Origin of the sequence: Mesorhizobium sp. M0016 (assembly GCF_040324035.1) — a bacterium.
GTDB lineage: Bacteria > Pseudomonadota > Alphaproteobacteria > Rhizobiales > Rhizobiaceae > Mesorhizobium.
The window spans coordinates 465,360-487,581 of sequence record NZ_JAMYVM010000001.1 but is presented as its reverse complement, the minus strand read 5'-3'; the positions used below and the strand labels follow the sequence as shown (position 1 = coordinate 487,581).

General features: G+C 62.9%; 24 protein-coding genes and 1 tRNA gene. 11 read left to right on the top strand and 14 right to left on the bottom strand.

Translation table 11 applies throughout. The annotated features are described in order from the left end of the window. Positions 1–131: 131 nt before the first annotated feature. From NKJ88_RS02345 to NKJ88_RS02320, 6 genes are read right to left on the bottom strand one after another with little or no spacing between them, the layout of a single operon-like run. Positions 132–1,385 (bottom strand): ABC transporter substrate-binding protein, encoded by a 1,254-nt coding sequence (locus NKJ88_RS02345; protein WP_027049809.1) that lies wholly within the window; start codon positions 1,383–1,385, stop codon positions 132–134. 58 nt (positions 1,386–1,443) lie between these two features. Further along, positions 1,444–2,955, bottom strand: a complete 1,512-nt coding sequence (locus NKJ88_RS02340) for an aldehyde dehydrogenase family protein (protein WP_352443543.1) — start codon at positions 2,953–2,955, stop codon at positions 1,444–1,446. Between the two features lie 10 nt (positions 2,956–2,965). Beyond that, the gene (locus NKJ88_RS02335) at positions 2,966–3,742 is read right to left on the bottom strand and encodes an enoyl-CoA hydratase/isomerase family protein (protein WP_023828237.1); all 777 of its coding nucleotides are present in this window, start codon (positions 3,740–3,742) and stop codon (positions 2,966–2,968) included. Next, positions 3,735–5,336 carry an acyl CoA:acetate/3-ketoacid CoA transferase gene (locus NKJ88_RS02330; RefSeq protein WP_352443499.1) on the bottom strand — a complete coding sequence of 534 codons (1,602 nt, stop codon included), beginning with the start codon at positions 5,334–5,336 and terminating at the stop codon, positions 3,735–3,737. The genes NKJ88_RS02335 and NKJ88_RS02330 overlap by 8 nt, the downstream gene beginning before the upstream one ends. After that, positions 5,333–6,343: a Gfo/Idh/MocA family protein gene (locus NKJ88_RS02325; protein WP_023828235.1), complete on the bottom strand. Its 1,011-nt coding sequence runs from the start codon at positions 6,341–6,343 to the stop codon at positions 5,333–5,335. The genes NKJ88_RS02330 and NKJ88_RS02325 overlap by 4 nt, the downstream gene beginning before the upstream one ends. Next, on the bottom strand, positions 6,340–7,398 hold the full coding sequence (locus tag NKJ88_RS02320; protein ID WP_023740951.1) for a LacI family DNA-binding transcriptional regulator: 1,059 nt from the start codon (positions 7,396–7,398) through the stop codon (positions 6,340–6,342). Before NKJ88_RS02320 ends, NKJ88_RS02325 begins: the two co-directional genes overlap by 4 nt. 229 nt (positions 7,399–7,627) lie before the next feature. Here NKJ88_RS02320 and NKJ88_RS02315 point away from each other — a divergent pair, with 229 nt between their 5' ends. The 7 genes from NKJ88_RS02315 (at position 7,628) to NKJ88_RS02285 (ending at position 12,945) form a co-directional block, all read left to right on the top strand. After that, positions 7,628–8,782: a dihydrodipicolinate synthase family protein gene (locus NKJ88_RS02315; RefSeq protein ID WP_352443498.1), complete on the top strand. Its 1,155-nt coding sequence runs from the start codon at positions 7,628–7,630 to the stop codon at positions 8,780–8,782. A gap of 104 nt (positions 8,783–8,886) precedes the next feature. After that, positions 8,887–9,957: a GDP-mannose 4,6-dehydratase gene (gene gmd / locus NKJ88_RS02310; protein WP_352443497.1), complete on the top strand. Its 1,071-nt coding sequence runs from the start codon at positions 8,887–8,889 to the stop codon at positions 9,955–9,957. A 9-nt stretch (positions 9,958–9,966) separates the two neighbouring features. Then, positions 9,967–10,935, top strand: coding sequence for a GDP-L-fucose synthase (fcl, locus tag NKJ88_RS02305; RefSeq protein WP_352443496.1), 969 nt, complete (start codon positions 9,967–9,969; stop codon positions 10,933–10,935). Positions 10,936–11,016: 81 nt separating this feature from the next. Then, the gene (locus NKJ88_RS02300; RefSeq protein ID WP_023710933.1) at positions 11,017–11,223 is read left to right on the top strand and encodes a hypothetical protein; all 207 of its coding nucleotides are present in this window, start codon (positions 11,017–11,019) and stop codon (positions 11,221–11,223) included. A gap of 406 nt (positions 11,224–11,629) precedes the next feature. Beyond that, positions 11,630–12,094: an Hsp20 family protein gene (locus NKJ88_RS02295; RefSeq protein WP_023671192.1), complete on the top strand. Its 465-nt coding sequence runs from the start codon at positions 11,630–11,632 to the stop codon at positions 12,092–12,094. 65 nt (positions 12,095–12,159) lie between these two features. Further along, positions 12,160–12,582, top strand: a complete 423-nt coding sequence (locus NKJ88_RS02290; protein WP_352443495.1) for a DUF982 domain-containing protein — start codon at positions 12,160–12,162, stop codon at positions 12,580–12,582. Between the two features lie 75 nt (positions 12,583–12,657). Then, positions 12,658–12,945, top strand: coding sequence for a DUF982 domain-containing protein (locus tag NKJ88_RS02285; protein ID WP_352443494.1), 288 nt, complete (start codon positions 12,658–12,660; stop codon positions 12,943–12,945). A 207-nt stretch (positions 12,946–13,152) separates the two neighbouring features. Here NKJ88_RS02285 and NKJ88_RS02280 read toward each other — a convergent pair. Continuing rightward, positions 13,153–13,227 (bottom strand) — tRNA-Val (locus NKJ88_RS02280). A 114-nt stretch (positions 13,228–13,341) separates the two neighbouring features. Further along, a complete protein-coding gene (gene cpdR, locus NKJ88_RS02275; protein WP_023671195.1) occupies positions 13,342–13,704 on the bottom strand; it encodes a cell cycle two-component system response regulator CpdR in 363 nt (120 codons plus the stop codon). 164 nt (positions 13,705–13,868) lie between these two features. Between cpdR and NKJ88_RS02270 the strand changes: the two genes are divergently transcribed. Together NKJ88_RS02270 and hisN are read left to right on the top strand one after the other, a co-directional pair. After that, positions 13,869–14,810: an N-formylglutamate amidohydrolase gene (locus NKJ88_RS02270; protein ID WP_023671196.1), complete on the top strand. Its 942-nt coding sequence runs from the start codon at positions 13,869–13,871 to the stop codon at positions 14,808–14,810. A gap of 336 nt (positions 14,811–15,146) precedes the next feature. Then, on the top strand, positions 15,147–15,920 hold the full coding sequence (hisN, locus tag NKJ88_RS02265; RefSeq protein ID WP_352443493.1) for a histidinol-phosphatase: 774 nt from the start codon (positions 15,147–15,149) through the stop codon (positions 15,918–15,920). 12 nt (positions 15,921–15,932) lie between these two features. Here hisN and NKJ88_RS02260 read toward each other — a convergent pair whose 3' ends face one another. The 4 genes from NKJ88_RS02260 to NKJ88_RS02245 form a co-directional block, all read right to left on the bottom strand. Continuing rightward, the gene (locus NKJ88_RS02260; RefSeq protein WP_352443542.1) at positions 15,933–16,763 is read right to left on the bottom strand and encodes a helix-turn-helix domain-containing protein; all 831 of its coding nucleotides are present in this window, start codon (positions 16,761–16,763) and stop codon (positions 15,933–15,935) included. Positions 16,764–16,888: 125 nt separating this feature from the next. Beyond that, positions 16,889–17,122: a DUF1127 domain-containing protein gene (locus tag NKJ88_RS02255; protein WP_023671199.1), complete on the bottom strand. Its 234-nt coding sequence runs from the start codon at positions 17,120–17,122 to the stop codon at positions 16,889–16,891. A gap of 3 nt (positions 17,123–17,125) precedes the next feature. Continuing rightward, positions 17,126–17,287 (bottom strand): hypothetical protein, encoded by a 162-nt coding sequence (locus NKJ88_RS02250; protein ID WP_023695699.1) that lies wholly within the window; start codon positions 17,285–17,287, stop codon positions 17,126–17,128. Between the two features lie 167 nt (positions 17,288–17,454). Further along, entirely contained in the window at positions 17,455–18,414 is a 960-nt protein-coding gene (locus NKJ88_RS02245; RefSeq protein ID WP_352443492.1) for an alpha/beta fold hydrolase, read from the bottom strand. A gap of 458 nt (positions 18,415–18,872) precedes the next feature. Between NKJ88_RS02245 and NKJ88_RS02240 the strand changes: the two genes are divergently transcribed. Continuing rightward, positions 18,873–19,340 (top strand): Hsp20 family protein, encoded by a 468-nt coding sequence (locus NKJ88_RS02240; protein WP_352443491.1) that lies wholly within the window; start codon positions 18,873–18,875, stop codon positions 19,338–19,340. 157 nt (positions 19,341–19,497) lie between these two features. After that, positions 19,498–20,262 (top strand): sulfite exporter TauE/SafE family protein, encoded by a 765-nt coding sequence (locus NKJ88_RS02235; protein ID WP_352443490.1) that lies wholly within the window; start codon positions 19,498–19,500, stop codon positions 20,260–20,262. Here the strand turns inward: NKJ88_RS02235 and NKJ88_RS02230 are convergent. Together NKJ88_RS02230 and NKJ88_RS02225 are read right to left on the bottom strand one after the other, a co-directional pair. Continuing rightward, positions 20,259–21,155, bottom strand: a complete 897-nt coding sequence (locus NKJ88_RS02230) for an MBL fold metallo-hydrolase (RefSeq protein ID WP_352443489.1) — start codon at positions 21,153–21,155, stop codon at positions 20,259–20,261. The two genes, NKJ88_RS02235 and NKJ88_RS02230, sit on opposite strands and share 4 nt — an antisense overlap. 17 nt (positions 21,156–21,172) lie before the next feature. After that, positions 21,173–22,222 carry a threonine aldolase family protein gene (locus NKJ88_RS02225; RefSeq protein ID WP_023695704.1) on the bottom strand — a complete coding sequence of 350 codons (1,050 nt, stop codon included), beginning with the start codon at positions 22,220–22,222 and terminating at the stop codon, positions 21,173–21,175.

Sequence of the window (22,222 nt, the reverse complement as noted above, 5' to 3'; positions counted from 1 at the left end):
CTCTCTAACTCTTTCTTTTACGCAATTCCGGCCGGAAAACCGCTCACACTTTTCCTGGAATTGCGCCAGCCGGCCAATCCTGAGGCGAACCTTCCCCGCCGAAGCGGGAAAGGTGTCTTGCCGGCCAGGGCTTACTTGGCGTCGTCGATTGCCTTGACCAGTTCGGTCACGGCTTCGTCCGAGGTCTTGATCTGACCGTGGACGAACTTCGAAACGACGTCCTTGTAGGCATTGGCGACCGCCGGAGGCGCGCCATAGCCCTGGGCAAGCGAGCCGAACAGTGTGCCGCCTTCGTTGGCAGCCTTCAGGTCGGCGATGCCCTTCTTGCCGCACGCGTCGAAGTCGGTGTCCGGAACGTCGGTACGGGCGGGAACCGAACCCTTGACGACGTTGAAGGCCGACTGGAAGCTCTTCGACAGGGTGGCGGTGGCCAACGCGACCTGGGCGGCCTTGCGGTCGTCCGGAACGTTGAACATGCCGAACATGTCGGAGTTGTAGACCACCGAGCCTTCCGTGCCCGGGAAGCGATAGCACAGGAAGTCGGTGCCCGGCGTTTTCTTGGCGGCGTTGAACTCGCCCTTGGCCCAGTCACCCATCACCTGCACCAGGGCATCGCCCTTGATGACCATGGCGGTGGCAAGGTTCCAGTCGCGGCCCGAGAAGTTCGGGTCGACATAGGTGACGAGCTTGGCGAGGTTGTCGAACGACTTCTTCATCGTGTCCGACTTGAGGGACTCGTCGTCGAGGTCGTTGAAGGCCTTCTTGTAGAACTCAGGTCCGCCGGTCGACAGCACAACCGAGTCGAACATGGTGGCTTCCTGCCAGTTCTGGCCGCCAAGGGCGAGCGGAATAACGCCAGCCGCCTTGGCTTTGTCGAGCAGGGCGACGAAGTCGTCGAAGGTCTTTGGCTCGGTGCCGCCGATCTTGTCCATCACCGCCTTGTTGATCCACAGCCAGTTGACGGAGTGGACGTTGACTGGAGCAGCGACCCACTTGCCATCATAGACGGAGAACTTCTGCAGGGCTGCCGGAACCGACTTGTCCCAGCCTTCCTTCTTCGCCGTCTCGGTCAGGTCGCCCATGACGCCGGCCGCCGCATAGTCGAGCACGGTGTAGCCGAGCATCTGCGACGCGGTCGGGTAATTGCCGGCCGCGACCATCGCCTTCAGCGCAGTCATGGCGGCGTCGCCGCCACCACCGGCCACCGGCACGTCCTTCCAGGCATAGCCTTCCTTGGCAAGGTCGCCCTTGAGGACGTTGAGAGCAGCCGCTTCGCCGCCCGACGTCCACCAATGCAGCATCTGCACTTCCTTGACGTCTTCGGCATGGGCCGAGAAAGCAAAGGCCGTCGCCAGAGCCGTTCCGATAAGCAGTTTGCGCAACATGTTCTACCTCCCTTGTTGCATTACACGACCGGTGGAAGCCCACCGGGTTCTTCCAAACTCAGCCGACCCACCAACCGGTGCGCTGGCCGCGATGAAACTGGATTGTCTTTTCCTCGGTATAATCCTCGACAGCGCGTTTGCCGAGTTCGCGTCCGATGCCGGACTGCTTGTAGCCCCCGAATGGCAACTCGGGAAAGCCTTCCATGAATGTGTTCACCCAAACGGTCCCCGAACGCACACCACGCGCCACCGACATACAAGTGTCGATTCTGGCGCTCCACACCCCTGCAGACAGACCATAGGGCGTGTTGTTGGCGATGTGCAACGCCTTTTCAATCGATCCAAAAGTCAGCACGGAGAGCACCGGGCCAAACACTTCCTCGCGCGCAATAGCCATGTCTTCGGTAACGCCGCGAATGATGGTCGGATCGAGGTACTGGCCGGCATTGGACGCCAATTGGCCGCCACCGCTATAGACATTGCTGCCGTCTTTTGCTGCTGCCGCAACGTAATCTGCGACCTTGGTCAGATGGTCGGCTGATATCATCGCGCCAACCTTGGTTCGGTCGTCGAGTGGGTCGCCGACCGTTACCTTGGCGGTCAGGGCCTTGACAGTGGCGAGGAAATCGTCGGCGATGGCTTCATGCACGATCAGCCGACTGCCGGCATTGCAGCATTCGCCGGCGTTGAAGAAGCCGCCGAACACTGCTGCGTCAGCGGCCGCCTCGAGATCGGCATCGGGGAAGACGATCTGGCCGTTCTTGCCGCCGAGCTCCATCGAGACTTTCTTCAGCGACTGCGCGGCGGAAGCCATGGTCATCTTGCCGACGCGGGTAGAGCCGGTGAACGACACCATCTCGACCAGCGGATGGCTGACCATCGGCCCCCCGACATCGGCGCCGAGGCCGGCCAGGATGTTGACGACGCCCGCGGGCAGGCCGGCCTGCATCAGGATGTCGCCGAGCACGAAGGTCGAGGCCGAGGTCATTTCGCTCGGCTTGACCACCGCGGTGCAGCCGGCGGCGAGCGCGAAGGGCAGTTTCTGGCTGACGATCAGGAACGGGAAATTCCACGGGGTGATGATCGAGACGACGCCGATCGGCTCGCGCAGGACCACGCCCAGCATGGCGTCGCCGAGATTGGCGTAGCTTTCGCCGTGCAGCGTGCGGGCGAGCGAGGCGGCATAGCGCCAGATGTCGATGGCGCCGCCGATCTCGCCGCGCGCCTGGGCGATCGGCTTGCCGGATTCCAGCGCATCGAGTCGGGCGATGTCTTCGAGCTGGGCCTCGATCAGGTCGGCCGTCTTGAGCAGGATGGCGGCGCGCTCGGCCGCCTTCGTGCGCGGCCACGGGCCGGTCTCGAATGCCTTGTGCGCGGCCTGCATGGCCGCCTCCACCTCGGCCTCGCCGGCCTGCGCATAGCGCGAAACGGTGAAGCCATGGCCGGGGCTGTTGCGCGCAATCGTGCGGCCGTCACGGGCATCGACATGCTTGCCGTCGATCAGGAGCTTGTAAGCCTTCGGCGCCTTGGACGCCTCGGCCGGCATGGAAATGTTGAGCGGTGCGTTCATCATGCTTTCTCTAGGATCTTGAAAAGGCCGGCTTCTGCTTGGCCTTGAAGGCGCTCACGCCGGCTTTGAGGTCGCCGGTCAGCGCAACGAAGCCGCTGGCGAGCGCCTCGGTGGCGGCCGCACTTTCCTCGCCTTCGGCGACTGCGATCATCAGCTTGGCGGCTTCGGTTGCGAGCGGCCCGCGCCCGGCGATTTTTTCGGCCCAAGTCCTGGCCTCTGCCAGCGCCTGGCCGGTCTCGACCACGCGGTCAACGACGCCGAGTGCAAGCGCGTCGGAGGCGGCAAAGAGCTCGCCGCCGAGCGCCATGCGGCGCACGATCTGGGCCCCAAAGCGGCGCACGGCGCGCTGCGTGCCGGACCAACCGGGGACGACGCCGATCGATGTCTCGGGAAAGCCGAGCTTCACCTGCGTTTCGGCGACACGGAAGTCGCAGGCGACTGCCAGCTCCAGCCCGCCACCCAACGCATGGCCGGAAAGCACCGCGATGGTCGGCTGCCGCAGCCGCGCCAGTCGGTCGAAGACGCGGTGGCCGTAGCGCACCCATTGCACCTGAAAGTCGGCAGCGCTCATCTCGCCCCAGGCCTCGACATCGCCGCCGGCGCAAAAGCCCTTGCCTTCGCCGCGGATCAGCGCGACGCGCACGCCTTCAGCCATTTCGGCTTCGTCGAGCGCTGTCTCGAGCGCGCGCAGCATTGGAATGTCCAGCGCGTTGAACTTCTCCGGCCGGCGCAGCGTGACGATACCGATGGCGCCGTCCTGCTCGAAGGTGACGAGGCGCTCAGCCATGCGCGCCTCCGAGAGAAGCGCCGCCATTCAGCGACAGGCCGATCGGCCGATCCTGGTACAGCGCCGCCGGTGTCACCTTGAGGTCGTTGGCGACGCCGAGCGGTGTTTCGGACTGAGCCAACACATCGCGCTCGAGGTCGACGCCCGGCGCAAGTTCCGTCACCATCAGGCCGTCCGGCGTCAGCTTCATCACGCAACGCTCGGTGACGTAGGTGATGTCCTGGCCTTGAGCGACGGCGCGCTTGCCGGAGAAAGAGATGTGTTCGACCTCGTTGACGACCTTCTTGACCTTGCCTTCCGCGTCGATGCGGATGCCGCCATCGGCGAGCGAAAGCTTGGCGCCGGCATTGAAGAAGCCGGAGAAGACGATCTTTTTCGCCCGTGCCGTGATGTCGATAAAGCCGCCGGCCCCGGCGGTGACATGTGGCAGGGCCGAGAGTTTCGACACGTTGACGGAGCCATGGCGGTCGATCTGCAAGAAGGAGAGCAGCGAGGCATCGAAGCCGCCGGCCTGGAAATAGATGAACTGGTGCGGCGAGGGCATGATCGCCTCGGCGTTCGAGGCACAGCCGAACTTGAAGTCGAGCAGCGGCACGCCGCCGACGGCGCCCTGCTCGATCACCCAGGTGACCTTGCCGTGCTGGCCTTCCTCGAGAAGGATACGCGGCACGTTTGCCGAGATGCCGAAGCCGATATTGACCGCCATCCCGTCGCGCAATTCCATGGCGACGCGGCGCGCGATTACTTTCTGGACGTTCATCTCAGCGTTGCGGAAGCTGGACAACGGCCGGAAGATCTCGCCCGAAACCGCCGGGTCGTAAGGCGTCAACGTCGTCTGCAACTGGTCCGGCGCCACCACGATGTGGTCGACCAGGACGCCGGGCACGCGCACGTCATGCGGCTTCAGCGTGCCGTTCTCGACGACGCGCTTGACCTGCGCAATGACGATGCCGCCATTGTTGCGGGCGGCGAGCGCCTGTTCAAGGCCGCCGAGATAGGCGCCTTCATGTTCATAGGTCAGGTTGCCGCGCTCGTCGGCGGTGGTGGCGCGGATGATCGAAATGTCAGGCACGATCGAGCGGAAATAGAGCCATTCCTCGCCGTCGAACTGCTGCACCGAGACGATCGGCTCGCTTGCCGCCGCGTTCATGGCGCAGCCCTGGTGGCGCGGGTCGGCAAAAGTGTCGAGGCCGACCTTGGTCAGCACGCCCGGCCGCTTGGCGGCGGCCTCGCGGTGCATGTCGAACAGGATGCCGGAGGGCACGTTGTAGGCGGCGACCGAATTGTCGCCGATCATCTTCCATATCTGCGGCGGCTCGGACGAGGAGGGGCCTGAGGGATAGGAGCCGCAGAGCGTGCGCTTCAACAAGCCGGGCTTGGCCAGATGGTCGATGCCCTTGATGCCATACATGTCGCCGGCGGCGATCGGATGCAGCGTGGTGATGTCTTTCGGATGGCCTTCGGCGTCGAAGCGCTCGCCGATGGCGGCGAGCACGGCGTCCGGGCAGCCGAGCCCGCTCGATGACGAGACGGAGACGGTCATGCCGTCCTTGATGAGGCTTGCTGCTTCAGCGGCGGAGACGAGCTTGCTCACACGACACCTTTCGGATCGATAGTGACGGCCTTGCCGGACTTTGCCGACTGCAACGCTGCTTCGGCTGAGGCCAGCGACCAGACGCCGTCCTCGCCGGTGGCGGAGGGCTGGCCTTCTCCACGCATGGCGGCATGGAACTGGCGCAGCGACCTGGCGTAGAGGTCTTCTCGGTCGAAGCTCAGTTCCTCCTCGCCTTTGGCGGTGCGTAGCAGCACCGAGCCGACTGGCTTCTGCGTCATCACATTTTTTGCGATCAGCGAACCTTCGGAACCATGCACCTCAAAGCCGGTATCGGCGAACTTGGTTGTGAAGCCTTCATGCGACTGGGCGATGATGCCTGACCCGAAGCGCCAGATGCACATGGCGCCGTCTTCCAGCCCGCTGCTGGCCATGCCGGCCAACTGGGTGAAGGCGGAGACCTCGACCGGGTCGTCGCCGAGCACGAAGCGCAGCGTGTCGGCATCATGCACGGTGATGTCGAGCACCACGCCGCCGCCGGCCTCAGGCTTGGTAATGCGCCAGCCCTGCAGGTTTTCCGGCAAATAGACGGAATGGAAGACGCGCGCGGCAATCGGCTTGCCGATGCGGCCGGCTGATATGGCGTCGCGCATGGCGCGGTGGGCGCCGGCATTGCGCAGATGATGGTTGGTGCCAAGCACCACGCCGGCTTCCTTGGCGGCGGCGACCATGGTGCGCGCGTCAGTGCTGGTCAGCGCCAGCGGCTTTTCGCATAGGACATGCTTTCCCGCCTTGATCGCGGCCAGCGCCTGTTCGAGATGCAGTTCATTGGTGGTCGAGATGTAGACGGCGTCGATTTCGGCGCCGAGCAGGTCGTCCAGCGTCGAGACGGCAAGCGGAATATTCTGTTCCGCGGCATAAGTCTTGGCGCGCTGCGGACTGGAGCTCATCACCGCCGCGATCTCGCCACCCTCTTGCGCGCGGATGGCGTTGATCATGAACTGTTTGGCGATCGTGCTGGCGCCGATCAGTCCCCATTTGACGCTCATGCCGCGTCTCCCATTCCTGCTGATGTGTCCTGGGCGCCGCGATCGGGACCGCAGCTGTCCCTGACGACCAGATTGACGGCGCCGATATGGTCCTCGGCATGCGTGATGCGCGACTGGATCATCTTCAGCATGACGTGGGCGGCGCGTTCGCCGAGGCCGGGTGTGTCCACCGAGACGCTGGTCAGCGCCGGCATATAATGCTCGGCCTCGACCACGTCGTCGAAGCCGACGACGGCGAAATCCGCGCCGGGCTCCAGCCCGCGCTTGCGCAGCGCCAGCATGACGCCGAAGGCGACGGCGTCGTTGAAGCACAGCGCCGCCGTCGGCGGCTCGGCCATGGCAAGGGCGGTTTCCAGGCAGGCGATGCCGCCCCTGCGGCTGGTCTCGCCTTCGACGACAAGCACGTCGCGTCTGGCCATGCCCAATGTCTCGCAAGCTTCACGAAAACCGCCCAGGCGCTCCTGATAGACGACTAGGTCGGAGGTGCCGCCGAAGAAGGCCAGCCGGCGATGGCCCTTGCCGATCAGATGGGCGGCGGCGAGATACGCGCCGCGATGATTGTCAGGCGCGATCACCGGGATGCGGCTGTCCGGCAGGCGGCGCATGGCGAAGACGACCGGCACGCCCGCCATCTCGAGGCGACGGAAGGCGCCCGGCGTGGTGCCGCGCGCCGGTGACACGATCAGGCCTGCGACGCCCTGTTCCATCAGCGACTTCAGCACTTCTTCCTGGCGCACCGGGTTCTCCGCGGTGTTGGCGATGAAGGGCACGATGCCGGCTGACTGGAAGACGCGCTCCATGCCGACCGCCAGTTCGGCGAAAAAGGGGTTGGTGAGATCGTTGATGACCATGCCGATGACGTTGGAATGGGCTTTGCGCAGATTGGCGGCGCCGCGGTTGTAGACATAGCCGACATCCTCGATCGCCTTGCGAACCTTGACCGCGGTTTCAGGCCGGATCAGCCCTGAGCCTTGCAGCACAAGCGACACCGTCGATTTGGACACACCAGCCTCGCGGGCGATGTCCAGGATCGTTGCCTTGGCCCGGCTGGCCATGTCGGTGGTTTCCTCCGCTTAAATGGGCAAATCTATTGGAACGTTCTAATCACTCTGCCAACCGAGAGTCAATCGGGATTCTTGCGGAGATCGAAAAGGTGGTGAATGTGGTTCCTAGCAAGGACTCTTAGCCTTCTTCGGCATTTGGACCGGTTCAATCGCCGCAATCATAAAGGTTCTTGATTTATTGGAACGTTCCATTTATAGGATGCCGAAAACGGAGGTTGCCATGGATATCACCCTGCCTACGCAGAATGGCGGCCGCGTCAGCTACAAGCTCGCGGGCAGTCCGGTCGAGCCCGTAATCGGTGCGGTTTTCCCGCGCATCGCATATGCCGCCGCCCATGTCGTCGCCGATCCTTTCGCGATGACCGACCCCTGGTCGAAGCCTGCGGTCGATTGGGACAAGACGATGGCGTTTCGGCATCATTTGTGGCGGCTTGGCTTCCGCATCGCCGAGGCGATGGACACCTCCCAGCGCGGCATGGGTTTCGACTGGGCGAATGCGCAGGAATTGATCCGCCGCTCGATCGCCGAGGCGCGCAGCGTCGAAGGCGCAGACCTCGCCTCGGGCGCGGGCACCGATCATCTGGCGCCGGCTGCTGCCAGAACGCTCGACGATGTGATCGCCGCCTATGAGGAGCAGTTCACCTTCATCGAAGGCGAGGGCGGCAACGCGATCATGATGGCCAGCCGGGCGCTGGCGGCGGTCGCAAAAGATCCGGACGACTATATCAGGGTCTACGATCGCATCCTCAGCCAGGCATCCGGCAAGGTCATCCTGCACTGGCTGGGCGACATGTTCGATCCGGCGTTGCAGGGATATTGGGGCAGTGGGAATTTCGAGGCTGCGCTCGACACCGTCGTCGCCATCATCGAGCGCCATGCCGGCAAGGTCGAGGGGATAAAGATTTCCCTGCTCGATGCCGGCAAGGAAGTTGCCTTGCGCAACCGGTTGCCGGAAGGCGTCGTCATGTTCACCGGCGACGATTTCAACTATCCCGAACTGATTGCCGGCGACGGGAAGCGGCACTCGCACGCCTTGCTCGGCATATTCGACGCCATCGCGCCGGTCGCCAGTGCGGCGCTCGCGAAACTGGCTGACGGCGACCGCGCCGGATTTGACGCGCTGATGGCGCCGACAGTGCCGTTGTCGCGCAAGATCTTCGAGGCGCCGACGGAGTATTACAAGGCCGGCATCGTCTTCATGGCCTGGCTCAACGGCCATCAGGACCATTTCGCCATGGTCGGCGGCATGCAGTCGGCGCGCGGCATCCTGCACTATGCCGACATCTTCCGCCTTGCCGACCAGGCAGGGTTGCTCGCCGATCCCGAGCTTGCGCTGGCCAGGATGAAGCATTTCTGCGCGGTTGCAGGTGCCTGAGAACGACACAATCGCTGGCTGAAACCTGTCCCCCGTATGGGGGATTTGCGTTCTCGCGCCAAATCTGTATTCGGTTGCCGGGATTGGATGCGGACGGAGCGGCAATGACGGAAAAAGTGGCGCTCATCACCGGGGTTACCGGGCAGGACGGGGCCTATCTCGCAGAATTGCTTCTGCAGAAGGGCTATATTGTCCATGGCGTCAAACGCCGCTCGTCCTCGTTCAACACCGAGCGCGTTGACGACATCTATGTCGATCCGCACGAGCGCGGTGCGCGTTTCTTCCTGCATTATGGCGACCTGACCGACGCGACCAACCTTATTCGCCTGGTGCAGGAGACACAGCCCGGCGAGATCTACAATCTCGGCGCCCAGAGTCATGTCCAGGTGAGTTTCGAGACGCCGGAATACACCGGCAATGCCGATGCGCTGGGAACACTCAGGCTGCTCGAGGCGATCCGCATCCTGCGCCTGGAGAAGTCGGTGCGCTTCTATCAGGCATCGACGTCGGAGCTTTACGGCAAGGCGCGCGAGGTCCCGCAAAGCGAGGCGACGCCCTTCCATCCGCGCTCGCCCTATGCCGCGGCCAAGCTTTACGCCTACTGGATCACGGTCAACTACCGCGAGGCTTACGGCATGTTCGCCGCCAACGGCATCCTGTTCAACCACGAAAGCCCGACACGCGGCGAGACCTTCGTCACCCGCAAGATTACGCGGGCCGTCGCCTCGATCCATCACGGCCTGCAGGACACGCTCTATCTCGGCAATCTCGACGCCAAGCGTGATTGGGGCCATGCGCGCGACTATGTGGAGGGCATGTGGCGCATTCTGCGGCACAGCGAAGCCGACGATTTCGTGCTGGCGACCGGCGAGGCGCATTCGGTGCGCGAATTCGTCGAGCTGGCGTTTGCCGAGACCGGCCGCACCATCCGCTGGCAAGGCGAGGGTGTCGATGAAGTCGGTGTCGATGCCGGTTCGGGCACTGTCCTGGTGCGCATCGATCCGCGCTATTTCCGGCCGACCGAGGTCGACCTGCTGCTCGGCGACCCCGCCAAGGCCAAAGCCAGGCTGGGGTGGTCGCACACGACCGGCTTCAGGGATCTGGTGGCGGAAATGGTGCAGGCCGATCTGGCGCGCACCGCCGGCGGCACGCGGCAGAACAGCCGTTCTGCGTGAGGCAGGTTCATGGATGCGACATTTGATCTGAAAGGCAAGCGTGTCTTCGTCGCCGGGCATCGCGGCATGGTCGGTTCGGCCGTCGTGCGCCGGCTGGCGAGCGAGGACTGCGAGATACTCACCGTATCGCGCGACAGGCTCGACCTGCTCGACCAGGCAGGGGTGCGGCGCTGGATGGCCGAGCACAGGCCGGATGCGGTGGTGATGGCGGCCGCCAAAGTCGGCGGTATCCTGGCCAATGACCGGTTCCCTGTCGATTTCCTGCAGCAAAACCTGGTTATGCAGGGCAATGTCATTGACGGCGCCTTTCGCAGCGAGGTCGGCAAGCTTTTGTTTCTCGGCTCGTCCTGCATCTATCCAAAGCTCGCGCCGCAGCCGATCAGGGAAGACGCGCTGCTGACCGGTCCGCTCGAACCCACCAATGAATGGTATGCGATCGCCAAGATCGCCGGGCTCAAACTGTGCCAGGCCTATCGGCGCCAGCATGGCGTCGACTACATCTCGGCGATGCCGGCCAACCTTTACGGTCCTGGCGACAATTTCGATCTCCAGTCCAGCCATGTCGTGCCGGCCCTGATGCGAAAGGCGCATGCACTGGCGCTGAGCGGCGGCAACAGCCTCGAGGTCTGGGGCTCGGGCACGCCACGGCGTGAATTCCTGCATGTCGACGACGCCGCCGATGCCTTGGTCTGGCTGTTGAAGAATTATGCCGGCGACAGCCACGTCAATGTCGGTTCGGGCGAGGATGTCACCATTGCCGAGCTTGCCCAGACCGTCGCATCGGTCGCCGACGTCGAGGCTGATATCGCCTTCGATACGACCAAGCCAGATGGCACGCCGCGCAAGTTGATGGATGTTTCGCGGCTGTTTGCGACGGGATGGCGCCCGCGCTACGCGCTTCGCGATGGATTGGAACAGACATATGCGTGGTTTCTCAACCATATTGAGAAGGGTGATGTCCGCCTCGGCGCGGCCTGATTCCAATTTTCCTTGAACCATTTCGCTGCCGCCCGCGACCAAGCGGTGTGTAGCAAACACGGTCCATCAAGGAGAACGTCAATGTTTATCACTTCAAGAAACGCATTTCTCGCCGCCATCGCGGTTTCGGTGCTGGCAGGGTGTCAGACGGCACCGCCGAGGGAATGCGAGAAGACCAAGCCCGGTGTCACCTACAACGGCAAATGCTGCGGCATCGGCACACCGTGCCGTGAAGGCAACAACACCCCTCATGACAAGCCCGACAGGCCCGATCCGCGGCCACAGTGATCCGCGAGCCAGAAACGTCCCGGCACGTGCCGGGACGTTTCGCCCCCGACAGGGTGGATTTACGGATCGGAAGGCCGCTACCCGGTTCCTTGCTGGCCGGCATTTGAATACGAAACGGGACGGCGGGGCAGTAGACGATGCGGTCGCGCAGATCGCGCGAAAACTTCCCGCCGGATATGTACTTCAAGGGGCTGTTCGACTGTTCGAAGGGAAGGTCCCGTAGAAACTCAGATTTCGCTTTCCGTCGATGCGAAGGATGCTACTAAAAAAAATTCGAGATGCTCTTGAACTCATTTGGGGCGCCTCCTAATTCGATTTCCGCCAAGGCCATAAGGCTCGGCAAAAAATGGCGGCGCCGCACGGGGCGGCGTCCTTGTACCCATGTTGCTTCAAGGAGGATGTGGCTATGAGAACCTTTGATACCCTCTATCGGACCACCGTCGGTTTCGACCGGCTTTTCGACATGCTCGACAGCGGCACGCGTCCAGACTGGCCGCCCTATAACATCGAGAAGGTCGACGAGAACGATTACCGTATCTCGATGGCCATCGCAGGCTTCAGCCAGGATGAGGTTGAGCTGACCCAGCATGGACCCGAACTGGTCGTGGTAGGCCAGAAGGCTGATGATCAGAGCGGACGCCAGCTGCTGCACCAGGGCATCGCCTATCGCAGTTTCAGGCAGACGTTCAAGCTTGCCGACCACATGAAGATCAAGGCAGCCAAACTGGAGAATGGCCTCCTCTCGATCGACATCGTCCGTGAGATTCCCGAAGAGCTGAAACCGCGCCGCATTAGCATCGGCGTGGGCGACACGCCGACGGCCGCCACTCAGATCACGCAAGACACGGACCGCGCGCGTAAAGCCGCGTAATCCTGTCGATCTGTCACACTTTGAACTGCGGGTCCGCCTCCCGGTTTTCGGCCGGGAGGCTGTGATTGCGGAGAAACGAAGATGATCACTGCAGGACGTACTGGCGCGCCTCTGTCGCGCGCCTGCAGTTGGCCTGGACCGCGCAAACCATGAAACTCAATGGTTCGTTCAAATTGGAGGATCATATGAACGATCGGATGTTTGACAGCGCCGTTTTCGTGAAAAGCGGCGACAACCTTGTTCAGGAAATCACGTGTCTCGAGGACGCTCTGGAGTTCCTCTATGAATGGCCGAAGGACAGGCGCGGCCCCATTCACCAAACCGCATTGCGGGCCTGCCAGCGAGCTTTCGATAGCGATTATCCGCTTTCCGGAGCCAGAGACGCGTTCAGCGGTTTTGCGAAAGCAGCCAGAATCCTTGAGGAAGTATCCACGACAATGCCGTGGATGATGGGCAGAGGTGGCGAAGGCGGAGGAGTGACTGCCTAAAGCGCGTCGCGAAACGGTGTCGTTGTCCCAGAACCGCGGCATACTTCTGGGTGACATGCATTAGGAAAGGAGGTCATGATGCTATCGAAACCTTTTGAAAAGCCAGTCCGGGTGTGGGTGGGATTGGGCTATCCCCGCCAACTCAACACGGTCGCAGATGCCTATCAATTCGCATCCGAATGGTGTGGCAACAGCCCGGAGCAGAGAGCTGCTATTCGCGCTTGCAAAGCCGCTCTGATTGGCGATGTGGAACCCGAGACAGCACGAGGCGTCTTCGTCGCGTTCGCTCGCAAGAAGGATATTCTTATGGAGGACGGCATCGAGCCTGCGCCTTCAAGGACGCTAAGCCCGCACCACGTCTAAAGCGCGTCGCGTTTGAACGGACTCAGACGACGCGCTTTAGGTCTTTGTTTTTATGCATGTCGTCGTCTCAAAACCGGGGCCACTTTTGAGCGCCATGCATTAGAATGTCCACAAACACGAGGCGGCTGCCACAAGCGGTGGCCGCCTTACCGGCTAAGTCGTCGAAGGGGTCAGCCAAAAACGGGCTTGGCTAAGTTATTGAAAGGATGGTGGGCGTGACAGGGATTGAACCTGTGACCCCTGCAATGTCAATGCAGTGCTCTCCCGCTGAGCTACACGCCCATCCGAAGCCGCGCATACACCATTTTTGGTCCAGCGCGTCAATAGCCGGAAAGGGAAAGAAAGGCTCGTTTTGTCGCGCCGCCGACGAAGCGGCGAGATCACACTGTGCGTGCTTCAGGCGGCCTGCAGCATTTTTTCGACCTCGTTGACGAGATCGCGCAGGTGGAAGGGCTTGGACAGCACCTTGGCGTCTTTCGGCGCCTTGGAATCGGGGTTGAGCGCGACGGCCGCGAAACCGGTGATGAACATCACCTTCAGGTCGGGATCGATCTCGGTGGCGCGGCGGGCGAGTTCGATGCCGTCCATCTCCGGCATGACGATATCGGTCAGCAGCAGGGAGAAAGGTTCTTCGCGCAGCCGCTCGTAGGCGCTGGCGCCATTGTCGAAATCGCTGACGTGGTAGCCGGCCCGCTCCAGTGCCTTGACCAGGAACCGGCGCATGTCGTCGTCGTCTTCCGCCAGCAGAATGCGTGCCATCTTGTCCCGTCCGAATCACCCCAGCCAAGCCTGCCGTCCGGCAAGCCCGTTAACCATCCTGTATATGAGGAGCTGACGGTAAACATCAAGTGAACGTTGGCGGCATTAATCCTGATTTGACGGGGTTCCTGACATGCCGAAATGCTGGACATGCGGCCGATGAGGTGGCAGTTTCCCATCATGATGCATTGCTGTTTCCGGGTTCGTTCAAATTGACGACGGCAGCCGAAGATTTTTCGGTCGTTCCACCCTTCGAAATCCGATCGGGCGCCGAGCAGCGCGTTCCCTTCGTCTTCAACTCACCGCATAGCGGCCGCTATTATCCAGACCGCTTCCTGGCCATGGCGCGGCTCGACCGGAACGCCATCCGCCGCTCCGAGGATTGCTATGTCGACGAGCTGTTCGGCAGCGCGGTGGTGCTGGGCGCGCCGATGCTGGCGGCGAATTTTCCGCGCGCCTACCTCGACGTCAATCGCGAACCCTGGGAACTCGACCCGCGCATGTTCGCCGAGCCGGTGCCGTCCTTCTGCAACATCCGCTCGGCGCGCGTCGCCGGCGGGCTCGGCACGGTGCCCAAGCTGGTGGGTGAGGGGCTCGACATCTATTCCGGCCGTCTGCCGCTGGCGGAGGCCGTCCAGCGCATAGAGGCGGTCTACAAACCCTATCACGAGACGCTGAAGCGGCTATTGACCAGAACCCATGCCAGGTTCGGCTATGCCGTGCTGATCGACTGCCATTCGATGCCGGCGAGCATCAGGGTGGGCGACAGCGGCCTGCGGCCGGATTTCATCGTCGGCGACCGTTTCGGCATCTCGGCCACGGCGGCCCTGACCGAGACGGCGATCGGCCTGCTCATCGGCATGGGCTACACCGTCGCCCACAACAAACCCTATGCAGGCGGTTTCATCACCGAGCATTACGGCCGGCCGGCGCGCCATCTGCATGCGCTGCAGATCGAGGTCAATCGCGGCCTCTACATGAATGAGCGGACGTTCCAGAAATCGGCCGGCTTCGATGCGCTGGCCGACGATATGGCGCGCTTTTCGGCCGACCTGATGGCGATGCCCGACCACCACTTCGTCGACCTGCCGCTGGCCGCCGAATGACGCCGGGGCGGCGGCTGTTCATGAGATCCCGCGCTGGCCATCCCGCAGCGTAAAAAAAGACCGCATCGTTTGCACGACACGGTCGAAGTCTAGGGAGGAAACGCCCAAGGAGGGCATGGACAGGAAAACCTGTCCGAGAACAAATTTATTGTGCGATGCACAAATGTCAATCGATCCCACGCTTTTTTAATTCACTCTGATGTGAAAATGCGTTTCGATGGTCCCGATGTGTGACATTTCGGCAACGATGATGTCTCTGATAAATCGATAAACCGGCTTGTTTTGGCGGGAAAGTGCCGCCAGACCGGTTGGCACTCTGCAATGCGGGAGAATCACGTGGACATCAGCATCGATTTCATGCGCCGGATCGCGCAAGCGGCGGCGGCTGAAACCTTGCCGCGTTTCCGCGCACAGGGCGCGGTGGCCAACAAGGAAAAAGGCAGTTTCGACCCGGTCACCGAGGCCGACCGCGAGGCCGAGCGCGCCATCCGGGCGCTGATCTCGGCTGAGTATCCCGATCACGGTATCCTCGGCGAAGAACATGGCAGCGAAAACATCTCCTCAAGGCATGTCTGGGTGATCGATCCGATCGATGGCACCCGCGCCTTCATCTCAGGCTTGCCGGTGTGGGGAACGCTGGTCGGATTGACGGTCGACGGTGACGCCGTCGCCGGCATGATGGCGCAGCCCTTCACCGGCGAGCTGTTCTACGCCAACGCTTCCGGCTCCCACTACGAAGGCCCCGGCGGGCCGCGGAAGCTGTCGACCCGCAAGACGACGAAGCTTGACGAGGCGACCTTGTTCACCACCACGCCGGCGCTTTTCAAGGGCGAGGCGCGCACCCGCTACGACGCGTTCGAGAAACAGATCCAGCTCGCCCGCTACGGCGCCGATTGCTACGCCTTTGCCATGATTGCCTCGGGCAGCGTCGACATCGTCGCCGATCCCGGATTGAAACCCTACGACATCGTGGCGCTGATCCCGATCATCGAAAAGGCCGGCGGCGTCGTCACCACATTCGAGGGCGGTCCGGCGGAAAAGGGCGGCGACATCCTGGCCGCCGCAACGCCGGAGCTTCATGCGGCTGCAATGGCAGCCCTGCGGGGCTGATAGTCGACCCGATCAGCGCGGCTTGATCGAGCGCTGGAATTCCGCCGGCGTTCGCCCGTAGACCTGCCTGAACGCTGAGCTGAAATGGCTGTGGCTGGAGAAGCCGAGGTCCAGGCCGAGCGTGGTCAGATTGTCGTAGCGGCCAAGCAGGTCGAGCGCGCGCGCCAGCCGCAGGCGCAGATGGTAGCGATAGAGCGGCATCGCCTCGACCTGCTGGAAAACCTGCGTGAGATAAACCGGTGATACCCCGACTTCAGCGGCGATCTCGGCCAGCGTCCAGCGCCGCGAAAGATCCGAGGACAGGACGAGCTTGGCGCGATCGACCAGCTTCTGCCGGCCAGCGCTGGCGCCGGCGGAATGCGAGGTGCGCTCGCCGAGGGAGCGCCGCACCAGCGTCAGCGCCAGGGTTTCGGCCTCCAGCGTTTCGGCAATGTTGCGGCTCAGGCTGTGGCGCAGCACCGCCACCAGCGCCTGAGCCCGCGGGTCGATGCGGCGGCGCTGACGACGAAACGCCACGGCGCTGCCCGAGCGCAACTGCTCCTTCGGCGTCAACTCCTGCAGTTGCGCCTCCTCGACAACGAGATCGAGGCAGGAATCGCCACCCTCGACGGGATGGCTGATCCGGTAGCCTTCGGCGTTGTTGAAGAACAACAACTGGTTGGCTTCGGCGACCGCATCGTTGCGGCCGACATGGCGCACGAAGACGCCGCGATAGGGAAACACAAGATGCGTGGCAGCGGTGCACTCTTCTTCGCTCTTGTGCCGGCATTCGCCGCTGCAGAGGACATCCCTCACCCTGACGGTGCCGGTGTCCAGAAGCGTCTGTACCGTGAACTGCGACATGGTGAGCTGAGACATGGCCGTTGCATTCTACCCTTGCGCCGAAAGCTGCTCCGGCACATTAGGCGATTGGCTTGTCCAAACCTGTCAGGAGACTTCACCTGTCGGGCCCTTCGTACGGCCATGGCTCAGTCCCACAAACGGCGCATGTATTCGCAGTGAGCGTCGCTGCGCGACAGTCCGATGTCCTTGAGCTGTTCGTCGGTCATTTCGAGCAAGGCAAGGCGGCTTCGGCGCCTTTCCAGTTGACGGCCGATCCAGTTGGCCGCCGCGATGCCTTGTGTCCGCAAGGACCGCCGGAACGTCGCGGTTTGAGTTGTCGGCTGATGTGCGAGGCATTGCGCTGCATGATCGGGGCGCATCGCTCAGGCTTCCCCGTTGCCGGCGCCGGCCACTGAGGCGCCGGCTTCGTTCAGCGCAATCGCGCATTCCTCGCAGCAGACCTCGACGGTCTTGCCGCCGACCTTGACGCGGATCGGGTTGGCGTCCAGCTGGCAATCGCAGGCAGCGCAGGTTTTCTCGGTCATGACGTCATCTCCTTGGCGTTCGGTTCGACCCGGAGAGATGAGCATTCCGGGGCGGCACCGGCTGTCAGAATCTTTAGCTCTTTGGGTGCTGCCGGCGCTGCTCCTGACAGAAGGCTGTCAGCAGGCGACGCAAGCTCAAGGCGCCGCAACATGCAGCGCCGGCGGCATCAGGCTGTCGGGTCGTCGTTGCCGGGTATGAAGGCGTCGAAGGCGGCGAGCAACTGCTCGCGATAGACATCGGCCTCCTGCAGGATCTCGTGTTTCGAGCCATCGATCATCAGCAGCGAGCCGAGGCGCAGACGCCTGGCATAGGCTTCCACGGCCTTGGTCGAGACGACCTGATCGGCGCCGGCGGCGATCATCAGCAGCGGCACCTGGATCCTGGCTATGAAGTCGGGCTCACTGATGGCTTCGCCTGCCTTGATTGCCGCCTGCAGCCAGCGGATCGTCGGCCCGCCGAGCGCCAGTTGCGGATAGTGCTCGTAGATTTTCGTGTTGCGCTGATAGCGCCCGGGGTCCGATGTCACCTTGTTGAGGGCGAAGGGCAGGGTTTCCCTGGGACGCGGACCCCAGGCGGCGTAGAGCCGGCCGAGGCCGAGAAAGCACAATACCGAGCAGACGCGGCGCGCGGTTTTTGCCGACACGGGCGAGTCGGGCACCGTCAGGAAAGGCGCAATCAGCACCATGCGACGCACCCGGTTGACCATCGACGGCGCCGCGAGCAGCGCGATCACGGCGCCCATCGAATGGGCGAGGATGTAATACGGGCCGCGGCAGTCGGGCAGCACGATATCCTCGAAGAACTGTTCGAGGTCGCCGGTGTAATCGTAGAAAGAGCGGACATAGCCGCGTTGCGGATCGGCGATCAGCCGGTCGGAATCGCCCTGGCCGCGCCAGTCGAGCGTGGCGACGCCGAGGCCGCGGTCGGTCAGGTTGCGGATGGTTTCGAAATACTTCTCGATGCACTCGTTGCGGCCGGGCAGCAGCACGACGGTGCCTTTCAGCGGCCGAGTGACCGCGGCAAACAGGCCGTAGCGGATCTTCTTGCCGTCGCGCGTGGTGAAAAAGCCGCCGGCGACATTTTGCGGCGGCGGATTGCCTGGCGTGGGATGGAAGAGATCCGTCATTAGGCGCTTGCGTCTTCGTGGTGTCTCACCCGGCAGGGCGTCGGCACGGTGATAGACGCCAATGGATGAAAAGCAAAGGGAGGACGCCAAGGGGGCGGACGAACGACAAGCAAGGCCGGAAGCAGCCTGCGGCGGCGTGCTTCCGGCCTCTGTCGATCCGGGAGGAAGGGACGTTACACCCGGTCGGCCTCGTCGCGGCGCTTTCATCCGGCGCCGCCTGGTTCTTTATCCTGGGGGCACTCTAGCGCCGGCCGGCTGAACGGGCGCCGAAGCAGCGGTTCATCTGCCGTTCATCGACGCCTCGATTGGCGCTCTTCAAAAATCCTTGAAATGCGCTTTTGCGCTCCCCAAATGTCGGATGCAGCCGCCGATGTCGGGGCTGCTGGTCCACCCGAAACGCCTTTCCAGGGTTTCGCACCGGCCACACGCAAACATGTTGCTCAACAGGAGAACACCTCATGCGTCACGTTGATTTTTCCCCGCTCTATCGCTCGACCGTCGGCTTCGACCGCCTGTTCACCATGCTCGACTCGCTGGCCCAGCCCGATGGCGCGCAGACCTATCCGCCCTACAACATCGAGCGCACCGGCGAGGACGCCTATCGCATCTCGATGGCGGTTGCCGGCTTCTCGGACGAAGAGATTTCGATCGAAGCCCACCGCAACGTGCTGACCGTCAAGGGTGAGCGCAATGAAGAGGGCAATGGCGAAGGCTCCGAGCTGCTCTACCGCGGCATTGCCTCGCGTTCGTTCGAGCGCCGCTTCCAGCTTGCCGACCATGTCGAGGTCGTCGGCGCCACGCTGAAGAACGGCCTGCTTTTCGTCGACCTTAAGCGCAACATCCCCGAGGAGCTGAAGCCGCGCAAGATCGCGATTACCGCCTCTTCGGCCAACGCCAAGCAGATCGAGGCCAAGAACGCCGCGTGATCAAGACGGCGGCGTCACAACGCCCAAGGTTAAAAGCGTCTCCTCCCGAGACGAAAGCGGCGCCGCGAGGCGCCGCTTTTTTTCGCCGCAGCCTCTGTCACCCCAACCGAAGAGTTCTGGCTCTTTTGCGGCGGGCGCCGTCTTCCCATGAAGGGCGATGTCTGATCTCTCGGCTGATTTTTCCCTGGCCCTAACGGCAACCATTGCGGTGACCTTCCTGCTGGCCGGCATCGTCAAGGGCGTTACCGGTATGGGACTGCCGACGTTGGCGATGGGGCTGCTGGGCACAATCATGCCGCCGGTCGCCGCGGCTTCGCTGCTGATCGTGCCGTCCTTCGTCACCAATATCTGGCAGCTGTTTGCCGGCCCGAGCTTCGGATGGATCCTCAGGCGGCTGTGGCTGATGATGGTCGGCATCGTCGCCGGCACGCTGGCCGGCTCATGGCTGCTGGCCAGCGACAATGTCAAATGGACGACGGCCGGCCTCGGGGCGGCGCTGATCGTCTATGCCGTCTATACGCTGCTGGCGCGGCAGTTGACGGTTCCCGCGTCAGCCGAGCGCTGGTCGTCGCCCATCGTCGGTTTCCTTACCGGCCTCGTCACCGGCGGCACCGGCGTGTTCGTCGTGCCCGCTGTACCTTACATTCAGGCGCTGGGCTTGAGCCGTGACGATCTGATCCAGGCGCTCGGCCTGTCCTTCACCGTGTCGACGATCGCGCTCGCTGCCGGCCTTGCCTCGCACGGCGCGTTCCAGGTCGGGCATGTCGCCATGTCGTCGCTGGCGGTTGCGCCGGCCTTGCTCGGCATGTGGCTCGGACAGTTGCTCCGGCAGCGGATCAGCCCGGCGACCTTCCGGCGCTGGTTTCTGATTTTCCTGATCTTGCTTGGCCTTGAGCTTTTGGCGCGGCCTTTCCTTGCTTAGCCACCGGTGCCGGTTGCGAGAACGGCCTCGACGTTTTGCCGGTGGACGGGCTCGTACAGCGCGAAGTACTCGACCTCGCCGGTGGCGAACATGTCGGCGCCGAAGGTTTTCAGATCCTGCTTCGCAAGATCAGGCTCACGCCGGCAGCGAAGCAGTTTTTGGACATAGGCTTGCGTCGCGGCGATGAGGCCTTTGTCGTAGCCGCCTCGCTCAATCGCTTCGAGCGAGCCGTGATTGGGCAAGATGCGGTCTATCGACCAGCCGGCCATGCGTTCGAGATCGACCAGATGTTGCGCCAGCCGATCCGCCTCGCTGACATAGGTGATCGGATCCTCGAGCGTGTCGCCCGCCAGGAGCAGGCCGGTTTCGGGCATGAACAGCACCGTGCCGTCATGGCTGTGGATTTCGACCTGACGCAGTTCGACGGCGATCGATCCAACGGCGAGGTCAAGACTGCCTGCGAAGGTCCTGTTCGGCAGCACGAGAGGCTTGATCGGTGGAACACCGCTTTCGATCTCAGCCCGGTTGTTCGCGAGCGCCGAGGCGGTGAGCGTGTTGGCGATAATCTCGCAATCCTGAAACACCTCATTGCCGGCAATATGATCGTCATGCCAGTGGCTGAGCACGACCCGGATCGATGTTGCGCCCATGTCTTCGAGCGTCTGCCTGACGAAGCGCGCGTGAGGCAGCGAAATATGCGTGTCGTAGACAAGCGCCTGCGAACCATCGACGATCGCATAGGTGCAGATGCCGAGGGCATAGGCGCCGTCGTCCAGCCAGTTCGGCTCGTCCGACCAGGCGCGAACGCCGTCAACGCGGCCATCGTAGAAGCCAAGCACGTTTGGCGCCGGGCGAACCAGCCGCATGGTTGAGCCGACAGGTGGCTTTGTCATTGGCGCGGTCTCGCGGGTCAGGCGATCATCTGGCCGAAGCGATCGACCTCATCTGAAGTCGTGGCAAAGCTCGTGACGAAGCGATAGAGCAACTCGTCGTCGCCGACATGGCCGTCGAAGCCGCGCGGCCTGTGCCAGTCGTAAAAGGCGGCGCCGACGGATTGCAGCCTTTCGGCTTCCGCCTTTTTCATCACCGCGAACACCTCGTTGGCCTGCGGCAACCAGGCGAGCTTAGCCGTTGCCGAATCCTCGATCGCAGCCGCCAGGCGCGCGGCCATGGCATTGGCATGACGGGCCATGTCCAGCCACAGGCCGTCCGTGAAGTAGGCGTCGAACTGCGCTGCGATGAAGCGCGACTTGGAGAACAGCTGTGCGGCGCGCTTGCGCAGGAAGGACAGCTCCTTGGCGCGGTCTAGATCGAACAGCACCACCGCTTCGGCGCACCAGCAGCCGTTCTTGGTGCCGCCGAACGAGACGATATCGACGCCGCGCTTCCAGGTCATTTCGGCCGGCGTCGTCTCAAGCGCGACCAATGCGTTGGCAAAACGGGCGCCGTCCATATGCAGCGGCAGGGAAAAGCGTTTGGCGATCTCCGAAATGGTGGAAATGTCGTCGAGCCCGTACACTGTGCCGACTTCGGTCGATTGGGTGATCGAGACGGCCGTCGGGCGTCCCCAATGGACGATTTCGGGTGCGAAACGGGCGACGGCGCGTTCAAGATTGTGCGGATCGATCTTGCCCAGGGCGCCGTCGACAGCATGGAGACGCGAGCCGCCGCTGAAATATTCCGGCGCGCCGCATTCGTCCTCGATGATGTGCGATTCGCGGTGCGCAAAGGAAATGCCGCCGGGCTTGTTGTAAGCGGCCAGGGACAGCGAGTTGGCCGCCGTGCCGGTAGCGACGAAGAACACCGCGACCTCGCGTTCGAAGATCTCGCTGAAACGCTGGTAGACGGCGCGGTCGAGATCGCCATCGCCATAGGCGGTCGAAAAGCCGCCAGCATTGGCTGACAGCCCGGCGGCAATGTTGGAATGGACGCCCGCCCAGTTGTCGGATGCAAAGAACAT